Genomic DNA, 14,367 nt, shown 5'->3' with positions numbered 1-14,367 from the left:
CAATCCGACGGCCGTGCGGGCCATTTGCCAGGGAGCGGCTGTATGACGGTTCGTAATCAATCTGTAGATCGTTTGGCCCGCTGGATGGCGACCGGTGTGACGACCGCCGGTCTGTCGATGGCGATCATTCCGCTGGCTCACGGCGGACTGATTCCGGCTCGCAAAGAGAAGCCGGCCAACGCCGAGCAGTCGCTGGTCGCCCCGGGGCGAAACGCAAGCGCTACGCCGTCGGTTCGCCAGTCGGATGCGTCGATCAACGTGGTCGGGCTGCGGCGGCAGCCGCCCCGCCAGGCGGTGGTGATTGCTCCGCAGGCCGCGGCCCAGCCGGTTGCGGCCCCGGTTTATGTTCCGCAGCCGGTGTACTACCCGGCCGGAGCGCCGGCGACGCAGACGCCGCCGCAGTACAACGCGCTTCAGCAGCAGATGACGGGTCAGGAGGGGAGCGCCGTCTCCCGAGAGCTTCAGCGGCTGTATGAAGAATCGGGGCGTCAGGCTCCGCAGATGCCGGGGATGGCCCCGCAGCCGGCTCCGGCACCGGTTCCCCAGTACGCGCCTCCGGCCGGTTATGCTCCGCAGCCGGGCTACGCTGTGCCTCCGGGCTACGTCGCAGCGCCGGGTTATGCCCCTCCGGGATATGCACCGCCCGGCTATGCTCCTCCGGGGTATGTGCCGCAGCCTGGATACGCCCCGCCGGCCGGATACGCGCCGCCGCAGGGCTACTACCCCCAGCCGGGCTTCGCCCCGACAGCTGGTTACGTTCCGCAGGCCGCTCCTCCGCAGGTTCCTGTTTCGCCGCAGGTTCCTGTGTCGCAGCCAATTTCGACCGAGCCTGATGAGGATCCGGAGTTCTTCCCGGGAGAGGGCCTGGCCGAGAAGGAACTGGATGGGTTGGAGTTTGACGAGTCGCCGAGTCAGCCGCGGACGTCCGGTCCGTCGTTGACCCCGATGGTGGTGCCGCAGCAGTCATTCGTTGCGATTCCGCCGCAGCCGCAGCCGCAGTTGCAGCTTCAGCAGCCTGTCGGACACGGGTTCGCGTATCCTGGTCCGGCGGCCCAGCAGCAGCCGACGCCGATCATCACGGCGGGCGTCGTTCCTCCAAACGTGGAGCCGGCGCCGGAGCCGATCCAACTGCCCGATGCGGAAGATCTGATTGTCGGCACGCCGATTGAAACCGACTACGAGATGGCGGCCGATCCGAAGATTCCGAAGAAGGGCTTCCTCGGCCGCTTCGGCAGCAGCACTCCGGCTGCCCAGGAGCCGCCGGTCGAGCCGAAGCCGTATGTGCCGAACCCGGCTGCCCAGCTCTTGGCCAACAGCGACGATCTTCCATTGGCGCCGAGCGCCGATGTCCCGGGGCCGGAGCAGGATCCGGCGATGGCGGAGATCGCCCGGTTCACGAACCCGGAAACGCCGGTGGTCCCACCGGTGGTGGAAGAGCTTCCGCCTCCCGTCGTGACGCCTGCGGTGCGGACGCTGCCGGTCGCCGCCGCTGCGACGGTCGGTTCTGCCGCGAAGGCGAAAACCCAGGCGAGTGAGCTGTTCAAGGACGAAGAACCAGCTCCGGTCGAGACGCCGAAGGTGGAAGCGAAGGTCGAAGCGACGGTGGTCGACGCCCCGGCCATCACGCCGGCTCCCTTGAAGAAGGGTGGCATCGCGGCCGGCGGCTTCTCTCCGGGGAAGAACGTCGTTCCCGAACAGGCGTCCGCCACGGTGGAACAGCCGATTGCGGCCGCTCCGATTCCGGCCTCCGAACCGGTCGTGACAAACGAGCTGGCCGACTCTGCCGCTCCGAGCACGAAGGTCGAGTCGACTGGCCCTTATACCGGGCGGTCGCTCGAAGAGTTGCCGGCCGAGCCTGGGGCTCCGGTCGCCGCTCGCGAGAATCGCGGCATGTTCTTCCCGCCGGTCGCGGTCGAGCCTTCAGGGGAGGCTGCGGCGGCCGTCGATCCGGTTCCGCTTCCGCTGCCCGTTCCGCTTCCTGAGCCGACGGAGATTGCACCTCCGGCCTTGATCTCGACGAACGTGCAGCCGGTGTCGGATTCGCCCGCGGCGCCGTCGAACGTCCCTGAGCGAAGCAGCTACACGCAGTCGAAGTATGAGCAGATTGCCTCGCGCAAGGGGATGCAGGGTCTGAAGGGATTCTGCCCGGTCCGCCTGCGGGATCATCGCGATCTGGCCGATGGCCAGTCGCAGTTCCGCGTGCAGCACAACGGGCGGGTGTATGCCCTGTCGTCGGCCGAGGCGCTCCAGACGTTCCTGGCCGATCCGGAGAAGTACACACCGGCCGGCAACGGGTACGACGTGGTGATCCACCAGCAGTCGGGAGACGCCGTCGAGGGAGTGCTCGACAATTCGGCCTGGTTCAAGGGACGGCTGTACCTGTTCGCGTCGCCCGAGAACAAGGACACGTTCGTCGCGAACCCCGCGGCCTACGCGAACAAGTGACGCACGCTGCGAGTTCCAGCACCCCGGCTGCTTCCGAGCATCCGGGGTGTTTTCGTTTTCAGAAGTCGATTTCCAGCCCGTCGCGCGCCACTTCGACGCGGGTGAAGACCTGCTGGACACCGGCGAGTCCCAGGGGATCGGGGCCGCTGGAACGAGGGTCGACATGGACCAGCACCAGCCGGCCGACGTTCGCTGCGCGCGCCAGTTCCAGCACTTTCGACGTCGTGCTGTGCCCCGTCTTCACGGCCCACTCTTCGAGGGCGTCTGGGAAGTAGCATTCGTGGATCAGGACATCGGCGTCGCGGACGAACTCGCGGTAGGTTCCATCCGCGACGGTATCGGTCACATAGGCGAGCGACTTCGCTGGTCCGGCGGTCGACTCGATGCGGTAGGCCATGGAGGAGCCGGGGTGCCCGGCGAGAACCTGCCAGCGGACGCGCAGACCTGCGAGCTCCACAGATGAGCCGGTGAGCGGCCGGAGATCGAACGCAGGCATCACGGGAAACAGCGGGGCTGAAAACAGGTGCTCACGGAGTGCCTTGAGGACCACGTCGGTCGCATGGACGCGGACGGCATCGAGCTGCTTGAGCGCCAGGGGGGCGAGCAGATAGGTGAGCCCGACGACGTGATCGAGATGCGCGTGCGACAGGAAGACGTCGAGTTCCCGCGTCGCCAGGTGCTGCGGAATGCGGAACGCGCCGGTCCCGGCGTCGAGCACAAGGCCCGCTTCCGGGAGCATGATGCACGCGGTATGCCGCTCCTCACTGGGGTGATAGCCGCCGGTTCCGAGGAGGACGACTCGCACGAGACACCCGTTGCCAATCAGGGGAGGTCAAACCGATCAGGCTGTTGCAGCCTCTGCCGCTTCCAGTTCGCAGTCGTCGTGCGAATCGCAGGGCGACTCCATGTGATCGCCGGTGACGATTTCGAATCCGAGATCGCGGACCATCTTGAAATCTTCGTCGGCCGGCTGGCCCTTGGTCGTCAGGTAGTCGCTGACGAACATGGAATTCGCCGGGTAGAGGCCCATGGGCTGCAGCCAGCGGAGGTTCAGTTCGCGGCCGCCGGCGATGCGGATCTCGACGGTCGGGTGAGCGAACCGCAGGAGGCAGAGCGCCCGGAGGCATTCGCGGGGGTTGAGGTCGGCCTTCTGGGCGAGGGGCGTGCCGTCAACGGGGTGCAGGAAGTTGACGGGGATCGACTCGACCTTCAGGCCGCGGAGTTCCATGACGACGTCAACGATGTCTTCCGGCGTTTCGCCCATGCCGACGATGAGGCCGGAGCAGAGCTCCATGCCGCTTTCGCGGACGACATTCAGCGTGTCGATGCGATCCTGGAAGGTGTGGGTGGTGCAGATTTCTTCGTAGAAGCGGCGGCTGGTGTTGAGGTTGTGATTGACGCGGTCGACGCCGGCTTCGGCGAGACGGCGGGCCTGATCGGGCTTCAGGAGGCCAAGGCAGACGCAGATGTGGAGGCCGGTTTCGTCCTTGATCTTCTTGACGGTGTTGCAGACGTGATCGACTTCACGGTCGCCTGGGCCGCGGCCGCTGGCGACGATGCAATAGGTGCGTGCCTGCGATTCCTTGGCGCGGCGGGCGCCTTCGAGGAGGACGCGTTCGTTGGCGATCGAGTAGCGTTCGATCGGGGCGTCGGAAATCTTGGACTGGGAGCAGTAGCTGCAGTCTTCGGGGCAGAGACCGCTCTTGGCGTTCTTCAGGTAGTAGAAGTGGACCTTCAGGCCGAAATGCTTCCGGCGGATGCGGAAGGCGGCGGCGAGGAGGTCGGGCATTTCGACATCCGGGCAGGCGAGGATTTCGTGGGCCTCGTCGCGGGAGATTTCTCCGCCGGACAGGACCTTTGCCGCCAGCGCATGCCACCGCGAACCGACCTCAGTTTCGACCGAACCAACCGACATTCCGAGCTACCTCGTTGAACGCTTCGCGACTCACAAAGGCCCGCAAAAAGGGGCGGGCGGAGTGTATCGGGGTGGTTGGGGGGGTCGCAATCGGGTGGTTGGCAAGTCGGGGAGCGCGCCAGACGATGGGCGCGTTCTGGTTGGAGTTTCCGCGCTTGTGGCGCGAAGCGGAGCTTCGGGGCGGGGCGTTCCCAAGCGGAGCTTGGGAACGAGGATCCGCCAACGGCCTGCGAGCGGGCCGGTTAGTTCGTGGTGTTGAGTTCGACGAGCGGCAGGGAGCGTTCCTGGAGGCGCTTGGCCGAGTCATCATCCACATAGTCGCTGTGGCAGGAGGCTTTTTCGCCTTCCTTGGCGCCGACGGCCTTCTTCGTCTTCGAAGCCAGCTTGTGGATTTCTTCCGGGCTCAGGTTGCCGCGTGAGGCGAGGATCTGCTGCTGCTCGGGGGTGAGAGCGGCCGTCACCTTGGCCTTCTTCCACTGGTATCCATCCTCCTTGCCGCTGGCAAATTCCACGATCTCTTTCGAGATGCGGACGCTGCACCAGTCGTGGCCGCACATGGCGCAGAAGTCGGTGTCGACGTCGAGGTCTTCGTCGTGATAGGCGCGGGCGGTGTCGGGGTCGAAGCTGAGCTCGAAGTGCTTCTCCCAGTTGAGAGCGGCGCGGGCCTTCGTCAGTTCGTCATCGCGGTCGCGCGAGCCGGGGATGCCGAGGGCCACGTCGGCGGCATGGGCGGCGATCTTGTAGGCGATGCAGCCCTGTTTCACGTCGTCCTTCTTGGGAAGACCGAGGTGTTCCTTGGGCGTGACGTAGCAGAGCATGCTGGCGCCGTGGAAGCCGGCGGAGGTGGCGCCGATGCAGCTGGTGATGTGGTCGTAACCGGGGAAGATGTCGGTGACGAGCGGGCCGAGGACGTAGAACGGGGCTCCGTGGCAGAGCGTGCGCTGGAGCTTCATGTTGTATTCGATCTGGTCGAACGGCACGTGGCCGGGACCTTCGATCATGACCTGGACGCCCTTGCGCCAGGCGCGTTCCGTGAGTTCGCCGAGAGTGCACAGTTCGGCGAGCTGGGCGCGGTCGGTGGCGTCGGCGAGTCCGCCGGGGCGGAGGCCGTCGCCGATCGAGAACGAGACGTCATAGCCGCGCATCACGTCGCAGATGTCGTCCCAGAGGGTGTACATCGGGTTTTCGGCGTCGTGATCGATCATCCACTTGGCGAGGAGCGAGCCACCGCGGGAGACGATGCCGATGAGCCGCTTCTTCACGAACTGGAGGTGTTCGCGGAGCACGCCGGCGTGAATGGTGAAGTAGTCGACGCCCTGCTGCGCCTGGTGCTTCAGGGTGGCGAGGATCGTTTCGGCGTCGAGGTCGTAGAGCTTCCGGCCGATGATCATCGAGTAGATGGGGACGGTGCCGATGGGGACGGTGCTGTTGCGGATGATCGCCGCGCGGCATTCATCGAGGTTGCCTCCGGTCGAGAGGTCCATGACCGTGTCGGCGCCCCATTTTTCGGCCCACTTCAGCTTGTCGACTTCCTCATCGGTGCTGGACGAGACGGGGGAGGCCCCCATGTTGGCGTTGATCTTGGTTTTCGACGCCCGGCCGATCGCCATCGGGTCGAGCTGGTATTTCAGGTGGTTGATATTGGCGGGGATGATCATGCGGCCGGCGGCGACTTCGTCGCGGACCTGGGCCGGCGTGAGATGCGGTTCGCGCTCGGCGACGCGCTTCATCGGTCCGGTGATGATGCCGAGGCGGGCGTATTCCAACTGGGTGACGGGTTGGAATCCTTTCCAGCGCTTGTCGAGAGTGACGTGTCGCGTTGAGCCGTCGGACTGCTTGAATGAATAGGGTCGGAGGCCGGATTCCGGATCCCGAGAGACGCAAGTTGCCTGATCCGCCGCATCGACAAACGTCGCCCAGCCGTCGGGGAGGAAGTCCCAGGCGGTTTTCATGGAGGGTTCGGGCATCCCGGGTGTGTCGGGCGATGCGAACGTGTAGCGGCCTTCGGGACCGGGGGCGATCGTCGGCTTGCGGGCGAACGAGCCGGGGGTGGTGCCGGCGGCTGTGGTGGAGGGGTTCAGTCCGAGCGGGGGCAGGACGTAATTGGCGGACTGGGACATCGAACACTTCCTTTCGATCACGAACCGGTGGGAAAGACCAGTCGCGGTTTCCTTCAATCAACGGCGGACGCAAGGGGGATCGCATGATCGCGCCCACCGGAATTCATACTTGTGGTGGTAGTTTCGACACCACCAAACTAACCACTCGGCAATCGTATCCCGGAGGGGGGGGATTGCAACGAGGTGAAAATGGGGCGGAAGTTGCCACGGGGGCGGGCGACCGTGGGAATGTCGGGGGCTCGGCGCCTCGAAGCGGAGCTTCGGGGCGGGTGCGTTCCCAAGCTGGAGCTTGGGAACGAGGAATGCGGCACGTGTACCGGGGCAGCCAGTGATGACGGAACACCTGAAAACCGAACTGGACCTGTTGGAGATTCGGCGGCTGGTCGCGGCACTGAACTCACTCGTGTCGGCGCCGGCGGAGAGTGTTCGAATTCGGCAGATTGGAGGCGGGCTGGATGAAAGCGGTGTTGAGGCGACCCAGGCAGGCGCGTTGAAACTGGGAGTCATCATTCTCAACGCAGCGCTGGAAGACGATGCCGCCCGTCGCTTCAAGGACTTCAACTTGGGGCTTGAGGCATTACTGACAAGTGATTCGGACATCGGCTTTGACAGCTTTATTCGCCGCGAGACGCTGACGGGGCGGTGTGTCGAGGGCCCCTTCGAGCCACTCGGCGCTTTTCGCACGATTTTGCTTGTTGGCGGCATGTGCCTCGCACTGTGCGTCGCCGCGTGGGTCTACTGGGTTTTCTTCTGAGCTGAATACCCGTCATTTGTGGGAATGCGGATTGCCGCAGTCGCGAATCACCGGCCGCGACTGTCGGTGATTTCCGGCCAGAAGTATGCTAGAGAGATTCCCCGCTTCGATTTCTAGAGCTCTGAGCTTCCTCGTGTCCTCCGAACCGCTCACCTACCGCTCCGCTGGCGTCGATCTCGACCTGTATGAACAGGCGATGGACCGGCTGCCGGCCATGATGAAGAAGACCAATACCGGGCGGGTGATGCCGCTGCCGGGGGGCTTTGCGGGGTTGTTCCGGCTGTTTGGCGAGGGGAAGAAGTACGAAGACCCGGTGCTGATCTCGGGGACCGACGGGGTCGGGACGAAGATCAAAGTGGCCGCGATGGCCAGGCGCTACGACACGATCGGGATCGACCTGGTCGGGATGTGCGTCAACGACTGCCTGTGCCTGGGGGCGGAGCCGCTGTTCTTCCTGGACTACCTGGCCCTCGGGAAAGACAACCCGGACCTGATCGCGAACATCGTCAAAGGGGTGTGCGACGGCTGCGAGCAGGCGGGGGCGGCGCTTCTCGGCGGTGAAACGGCGATCATGCCGGACCTGTATGCTCCGGCTGATTTCGACCTCGCGGGGTTCTGCGTCGGCGTGGCCGAACGGTCGCAACTGCTGGATGGCAAACGGGTGCGGCCGGGGAACGTGATGGTCGGCATTGCGTCGACCGGGTTGCATTCCAATGGCTACAGCCTCGTCCGCAAGATCGTGTTCGATCACGGCCGCTACGGCATTGACGACTACGTGGCGGAACTGAAGCAGACGGTGGCCGACGTCCTGCTGACTCCGACGCAGATCTACGCCAGGCTCGTGTCGACGGTGCTCGGCAAGGAACGGGACAATGTGACGGCGATCGCCCACATTACGGGGGGAGGCCTTGCGGACAACGCGGTGCGCGTGCTGCCGGAAGGGTGCAAGCTCGTGGTCGATCGCGGCAGCTGGACGGCGCCGCCTGTTTTCGAATGGCTGCAGCGGATCGGAAACGTCGATCGCGAAGAGATGTTCCGCGTCTTTAACATGGGGATCGGCCTGGTGCTGTTCGTGGATGCGGCCGCGGCCGATCGTGTGCAGGCGCTCGCGAAGGAATCGGGATTCGCTTCGTGGATCGTTGGCGAGGTGCAGGCCGGTGAAACGAACGCGACGTATCGGGGATGAAGGGAGGCGGGAAGGCCATGTCCAGGGACGGTTCTCGCTGTTTGGATTCCCGCCGCCGCGGTTCGTCGGTTGATCCAGCACAGGTCTGGCGTCGATGTGGCCGGCTGGTTTGCCTGTTCCTGCTCACGATCGCTGGCGTCACGTCCCGCGCGGACGAAACTTCCGCAACCAAACCCGCTGCGAAGCCGGAGGCCGGTTCGGCCGAGGCACTCTCGGTGCCATCGGTCTTCAAGAAGTCGGTCCCGGAATCGATTGAAGATGCCCGGCTGATTGAAGAGCACGTCACGAAGCTGGTGGAGCGTTGCCGCAAGGCGACGGTCGCCCTCCGCGTCGGGCGGGCGTATGGATCGGGAGTGATCGTTTCTGAAGACGGGCTGATCCTGACCGCGGGCCATGTCATCAATCGTCCCGGCAGAAATGTCGAAGTGACGCTGTGGGATGGAACCCGGGTGACCGGGGAAACTCTGGGACGCAACCGCTCGCTCGACTCGGGGATGATCCAGCTCCCGGGCGACCGCAAATGGCCGTTCGCTCCCCTGGCCAACGACGACATTCCCTATCCGGGAACGTGGTGCCTGGCGCTGGGGCATCCCGGCGGGTATGACGCGAAGCGCGGGGTCGTTGCCCGGCTGGGGCGGACGATCATCTCGCGCAAGCGATTTCTGCAGACCGACTGCGAACTCGTGGGCGGCGATTCCGGCGGCCCACTGTTCGAGATGTCGGGCAAGGTGATCGCGATTCACAGCCGGATCGGCGAGGCGGCGAACTACAACTTTCACGTGCCGATCTCGGTCTATCGTGATGAGTGGGACCGCCTGAAGAACGGGGAGGATTTTGCGGGGCACAGCGGTGCGCTGCTGGGTTTGACCGGCGTGCCCAATACGGGCGGGCTGGGGTTGAAGGTGACCAAGGTGTTTCCGGGCGAACCGGCGGAGAAGGCCGGGGTGCAGGTGGGGGACATTGTGGTTCTCTTCCAGGCGAAGGAAGTGCGAACGATCGATCGACTGACCGAACTGGTCGGGCAGGAGCTTCCGGGGAAAGTGGTGACGCTGGAGATCATTCGCGCGGGGGCGACCCGCAAGATCGAGGTGGAACTCGGGATGCGGTGGGATTAGCACGCGTTTCGTTCGGGTGAGGTGTGGGCGACATTCGCGGCATCGGCGGAGGTCGAACGTGAGAGAGGCGAGAAGCGGGCGTTCTTCAGAACCGGGCCGGTTCGCGGAATGGATGTGTCGCCCCTCGCGGGGCTGAGTTCGTGGGAAGGTCGTCGTTGAGCTCTTGCGCGGTGCCCGGAATGAATCTGCTGAAGGGTTTCCATCGAAGCCGTCCATGAATCGCGTAGACTGTGGACGTTCTTCGAATTCAAAAGACCCGGCCCGCCGTTCCACCGCCCCGCATGTCGAATCGACTGTCGTTCCGCATCGCGGCGCTCGTCACTGCGGCACTCTGCATCGTCGCGGCCATGGAAGCGTGGCTGATCGGGATTGCCGGTGGATCGATCGTTCCCCAGGCTGCCGCCATTGCGGCTGTGACGGCCGGCGTGTGGCTCGGCCTGTCCGCCTTCGTTCCCGCACTCGTGACCTGGCCCCTGCGAAAGCTTGGCCTGGCAGGTCTGTGGAACAGGATTGAGGGCTGCGAGTCCCGGAGTGCCGGGTGTCCGGGGGGCGGACGCTTCACGGCGCTCGCGGTGACGATGCTGGTCAGCGGAGCGATCTGTTTTTCCGCCAACGTCTTTTCAAATGCACTTACGCCTCCGCCGGTGCACCTGGACGACCAGGGGGCGTACCTCGAGCGTGCGGACAGAATGCAGAGAGCGGAGGGGCCGCTGTATACCGTACTCTCTGTGATGTCCGACCTCCGCTCGGGCCGGTTTCGTGAAGACAATCGTCATCCGCTGTTCCTGACCCTCCTTGCCTGGCGCCCCGATGAGCGTTGGGGGCGGACACTGGCGTGGACGTTTGGCGTCGCCGCGTTCGTCACCGGGGTGTGGATGGTTTTCCGCCGGTTCTCCCTGCTGACGGCCGGGATTTTCGCGATGTTGCTCGGCATGAACTTCAATCTCGGGCAGTTCTCGGTGATGGTCGTCTGCGAGACGCTCCTGATCTGGCTCGTGTCACTCGCGTATTTCGTGCTGCTGCCTGCACCGACGGCGAGCCGGAGCCTGGGCCGGCGACGCTGGCGGATTCTCGTCGCCTCGACTCTGCTCGGGCTTTCGTTTCTGACGAAGGGGACGGGGCTCGTGTTCTTCGGCGTCTTTCTGGCGTGGCTGGCGTGGCAATGCCGGCCGCGCGGCGGCGACGACATTCCGCAGGAGGTCGAAGACAACGGCGTCATTTCCCTCGTCGAGGCGTATCCGTTCCGGCAGTGGGTGGTCGCCATGATCTGCGGGGTGATGGGCTTCCTGGCGGTTTCGGAGCCGCTGCTCGAACGGAACCTGCGTGCGTTCGGCAATCCGTTTCACAACGTCAACTCACTGCTGCTGTTTGCCGACAGCTACGGTGAGTTCGACAACCTCGTCCAGGGAGGCGTCACGACGGGCGAAGCGGCCGAGAGTTTTTTCAAGCGGCATTCCTTCGGAGACCTGATCGATCGTGAATTGCGGGGGCTGGTGTGGGAAGCGTTCATCATGCTGCGGATGCTCGGGCCGCAGGGGCTCGATGACGGGCGCGTGATTTTCGGGCTGCCGATCGCAATCTCGTGCGGGATCGGGCTGTGGTTTGAACGGCGTCCCGCGAAGTGGCTGCTGCTCGGGTGGGTGTTCGTCGCCTGGGTTCTCTTCGCCTGGTACGTGCCGATTGCCGCGGGAGACCGGTTTCCGATCCCCCTGCTCCTCCCCGTTCTAGCGCACGCGGCGGAGGGAATGCGGCGGATTCTGATCGCTTCTCAGATTTCGTCCCCACTGGCCGTCGATGTTTCGGCGTAGTTGGAGAACGTCGTAGCAGGAAACCATTTCCGGTGTGGTAGCAATTGACGGATGAATGAAGACGCGGTCATTGGGTGTCTGCTCGGAGCAGCGGTTGGTGATGCGCTTGGGCTGCCGTATGAGGGGCTTTCGAAGCAGCGGGCGGCCAGGCTGCTTGGATCACCCGACCGATTCCGAATGCTGGGGCGACGGGGACTCGTTTCCGACGACACGGAGCACTTGTGCCTTGTTTCACAATCGCTGATCCAATCGGGCGGCGACGTGGATCGTTTCGAGAGAGAACTTGCCCGCAGGCTCCGCCGCTGGTTTCTCATGCTTCCGGCCGGGATCGGGTTGGCGACGTTGAAGGCCTGCCTGAAACTCTGTCTCGGAATCCCTCCGTCCCGCAGCGGAGTCCGATCGGCCGGAAATGGGCCCTCGATGCGAGCCTCCATCATCGGCAGTTGCGTGGAATCGAAGGAACATTGTCTGGAGTTGGTCCGACGCTCTTCCCGGATGACGCACACTGATCCGCGAGCCATCGACGGCGCGAAGGCCGTCGCGATGGCCGCGCGGCTCTCGTCGAAGCGCTTGATCCCCTCCGGTCAGCTTTCGATGCGTTTTCTTGCCGAAGCGATTCCCTGCCTTGAGCAAGACTGCGCCGACATCATGCGACGTGCCGCCGAGAGCGTTGTCCGCGGCGAGAGCACAGAGGCGTTTGCCCGATCACTCGGCTCAACGAAAAAAGTGACCGGCTTTGTGCTCACGTCCGTGCCTGTGGCGATTCACGCGTGGCTCACTTCGCCGGATGATTACATGAACGCTGTGACCAGCGTGATCGTTCTTGGTGGAGATACCGACACGATGGCCGCAATCACGGGCGGCATTGTGGGATGCAGAGTCGGCGAGAATGGATTGCCGTCCGATCTTCTACGGGATCTGCGGGATCCACCGCGGTCGATCGCATGGATGAGATCTCTCGGATCTCAACTCGCTCGTCAGCACGGCAGTGAGAAGCCTGTTGAACTCCAGTTGGCGCCGCTCTTCTGCAGGAATGCCCTTTTTGCGGTCGTCGTCCTGGCCCACGGGCTCCGCCGACTCGCGCCACCCTGGTAGTCGCCGGGATGTCCAACCGCCGGAAATGCGATTTGACGCCCGCCGGCCTGCGGTGTAGCCTTTTCCCATTCCTCCTGCCTGTTCCTGCGATGGGCCCAAAGGTTTTTCTGTGTCGCTGACCCCTGTCGTGTCCCGCTCGTCGACGGCCCGAGAATTCGGACTGATTTCGATTATCGGGATTTCGACCACTGAGCGACGCTGAGGATCGATCGAATTCCGAACCCCTCAGGTCGCCAGACCTGAGGGGTTTTTTTGTTGGCCCGGGCAGAGGTCTGCCGTGGGTCGGTTCACTGAAGGCGAATCATGCGCATCCAGCTCTACGACACAACGCTCCGCGACGGCAGCCAGGGAGAGGGGGTCAACTTCTCCCTCCAGGACAAGTTGCTGATCACCAGCATGCTCGATGAACTGGGCTTCGACTTCATTGAAGGAGGATTCCCGGCCTCCAACGAGAAGGACTCCGAATACTTCCAGCGCGTGGCGGAGGGAGTTCCCGAGCTGCATGGCGGCGGGACGCGGCCGCTTGCGAACGCGAAGGTCGTCGCCTTCGGGATGACGCGGCGCAAGGGAATCGCCGCCTCGGAGGACCAGGGACTCCAGGCGCTCGTCAAATCGAAGGCGCCGGTCTGCACGGTCGTCGGCAAGACGTGGGACCTGCATGTGACCGAAGTGCTGCGGGTATCGCTGGAGGAGAACCTGGCGATGATCCGCGACTCGATCGCCTATCTGAAGTCGGAAGGGCGGACGGTGTTCTACGACGCCGAACACTTCTTCGACGGTTACCAGGCCAACCCGGATTACGCGACGAAGACGATCCGGGCGGCGATCGAGGGGGGCGTCGACATGGTGATCTTCTGCGACACCAATGGGGGGAGCCTGCCGGAGAAGATCGCGGCCACAATCGACAGCATCCGTCCGCACGTGACGGTTCCGTTCGGCATCCACTGCCATAACGACTGTGAAGTCGCCGTCGCGAACTCGCTGAAGGCGGTCGATTCGGGCGCGGTGCAGGTGCAGGGAACGATCAACGGCATCGGCGAGCGGTGCGGCAACGCGGATCTCGTGAGCGTCGCGGCGAATCTGGCCCTCAAGAAGGGGCGCCAGGTGCTGGCGGAGGGAGGCGTCGGCCGGCTGACGGAGATCTCCCGGTACGTGTACGAGCTGGCGAATATGAACTTCCGGAACGGGCAGCCGTTCGTCGGCCGCAGCGCGTTCGCGCACAAGGGGGGAATGCATGTTCACGCGGTGAACCGCATCGCCCACAGCTACGAACACATCGATCCGGCCGTCGTCGGCAATGAGCGGCGGATCCTGGTGAGCGAGTTGTCGGGCCGGTCGAACATCATGGCCAAGACGACCAAGTTCAACCTGGGCGACGACAACGCCCTGATGAAGCGGATCCTGGACCGGGTCGTCGAACTCGAGGCCGAGGGTTACCAGTTCGAAGCGGCCGAAGCGTCGTTCGACCTGCTGGTGAAGAAGGAGATCGGCCAGTACGAGCCGAAGTTCCGGCGGTTGCATTACCACGTCGTGGTGCAGATGGACGCCTCGGGACTGGATTCGCCCGGCGCCCGGCCTGCCCTGCCGATGACGCAGGCGACGGTGAAGGTTCAGGTCGGAAATCGCATCGAACTCGTGGCGGGCGAAGGGGACGGCCCCGTCAATGCGCTCGACAATGCCCTGCGGAAAGCCCTGGTGCCCGCGTATCCGCAGCTCTCGACGATGCGGCTGGTGGATTACAAGGTGCGGGTGATCAATTCGACGGAGGGGACAGCCGCGAAGGTGCGCGTGGTGATCGAGAGCGCGGACGACCAGGACGTGTGGAGCACGATCGGCGTCAGCGAGAACGTGATCGAGGCGAGCTGGCAGGCTCTGGCGGATGCGATCGACTACAAGCTGCTGAAGGACAACGGCCAGCTGACTTGAAAG

10 protein-coding genes are annotated in these 14,367 nt (G+C 64.3%); 7 read left to right on the top strand and 3 right to left on the bottom strand.

Translation table 11 applies throughout. The annotated features are described in order from the left end of the window. Positions 1-42: 42 nt before the first annotated feature. Complete coding sequence (locus tag Pan44_RS09865; RefSeq protein ID WP_145029663.1) at positions 43-2,445, top strand: hypothetical protein; 2,403 nt, start codon at positions 43-45, stop codon at positions 2,443-2,445. A 58-nt stretch (positions 2,446-2,503) separates the two neighbouring features. On the opposite strand, the gene Pan44_RS09860 is transcribed toward Pan44_RS09865, so the two are convergent. The 3 genes from Pan44_RS09860 to thiC all read right to left on the bottom strand — a co-directional run bounded on the left by Pan44_RS09860 (position 2,504) and on the right by thiC (position 6,480). Then, positions 2,504-3,250 carry an MBL fold metallo-hydrolase gene (locus tag Pan44_RS09860; RefSeq protein ID WP_145029661.1) on the bottom strand — a complete coding sequence of 249 codons (747 nt, stop codon included), beginning with the start codon at positions 3,248-3,250 and terminating at the stop codon, positions 2,504-2,506. 36 nt (positions 3,251-3,286) lie between these two features. Beyond that, on the bottom strand, positions 3,287-4,360 hold the full coding sequence (gene bioB, locus Pan44_RS09855; RefSeq protein WP_145029659.1) for a biotin synthase BioB: 1,074 nt from the start codon (positions 4,358-4,360) through the stop codon (positions 3,287-3,289). Between the two features lie 242 nt (positions 4,361-4,602). Next, positions 4,603-6,480 (bottom strand): phosphomethylpyrimidine synthase, encoded by a 1,878-nt coding sequence (thiC, locus tag Pan44_RS09850; protein ID WP_197453986.1) that lies wholly within the window; start codon positions 6,478-6,480, stop codon positions 4,603-4,605. A gap of 331 nt (positions 6,481-6,811) precedes the next feature. On the opposite strand from thiC, the gene Pan44_RS09845 reads away from it, so the two are divergent. From Pan44_RS09845 to cimA, 6 genes are all read left to right on the top strand, one after another. Further along, positions 6,812-7,234, top strand: a complete 423-nt coding sequence (locus Pan44_RS09845) for a hypothetical protein (RefSeq protein ID WP_145029657.1) — start codon at positions 6,812-6,814, stop codon at positions 7,232-7,234. A gap of 133 nt (positions 7,235-7,367) precedes the next feature. Next, positions 7,368-8,420 (top strand): phosphoribosylformylglycinamidine cyclo-ligase, encoded by a 1,053-nt coding sequence (gene purM / locus Pan44_RS09840; RefSeq protein ID WP_231754268.1) that lies wholly within the window; start codon positions 7,368-7,370, stop codon positions 8,418-8,420. Positions 8,421-8,635: 215 nt separating this feature from the next. Then, positions 8,636-9,535 (top strand): S1C family serine protease, encoded by a 900-nt coding sequence (locus Pan44_RS09835; protein ID WP_197453985.1) that lies wholly within the window; start codon positions 8,636-8,638, stop codon positions 9,533-9,535. Between the two features lie 281 nt (positions 9,536-9,816). Then, positions 9,817-11,343, top strand: a complete 1,527-nt coding sequence (locus Pan44_RS09830) for a hypothetical protein (protein ID WP_145029651.1) — start codon at positions 9,817-9,819, stop codon at positions 11,341-11,343. A gap of 51 nt (positions 11,344-11,394) precedes the next feature. After that, on the top strand, positions 11,395-12,438 hold the full coding sequence (locus tag Pan44_RS09825) for an ADP-ribosylglycohydrolase family protein (RefSeq protein WP_145029649.1): 1,044 nt from the start codon (positions 11,395-11,397) through the stop codon (positions 12,436-12,438). A gap of 300 nt (positions 12,439-12,738) precedes the next feature. Then, positions 12,739-14,364: a citramalate synthase gene (gene cimA, locus Pan44_RS09820; RefSeq protein ID WP_145029647.1), complete on the top strand. Its 1,626-nt coding sequence runs from the start codon at positions 12,739-12,741 to the stop codon at positions 14,362-14,364. Positions 14,365-14,367: the final 3 nt, after the last annotated feature.

This window comes from Caulifigura coniformis (assembly GCF_007745175.1).
GTDB classification, from domain to species: domain Bacteria; phylum Planctomycetota; class Planctomycetia; order Planctomycetales; family Planctomycetaceae; genus Caulifigura; species Caulifigura coniformis.
The sequence above is the reverse complement of the archived record's forward strand: the minus strand, read 5'-3'. Positions and strand labels throughout refer to the sequence as shown.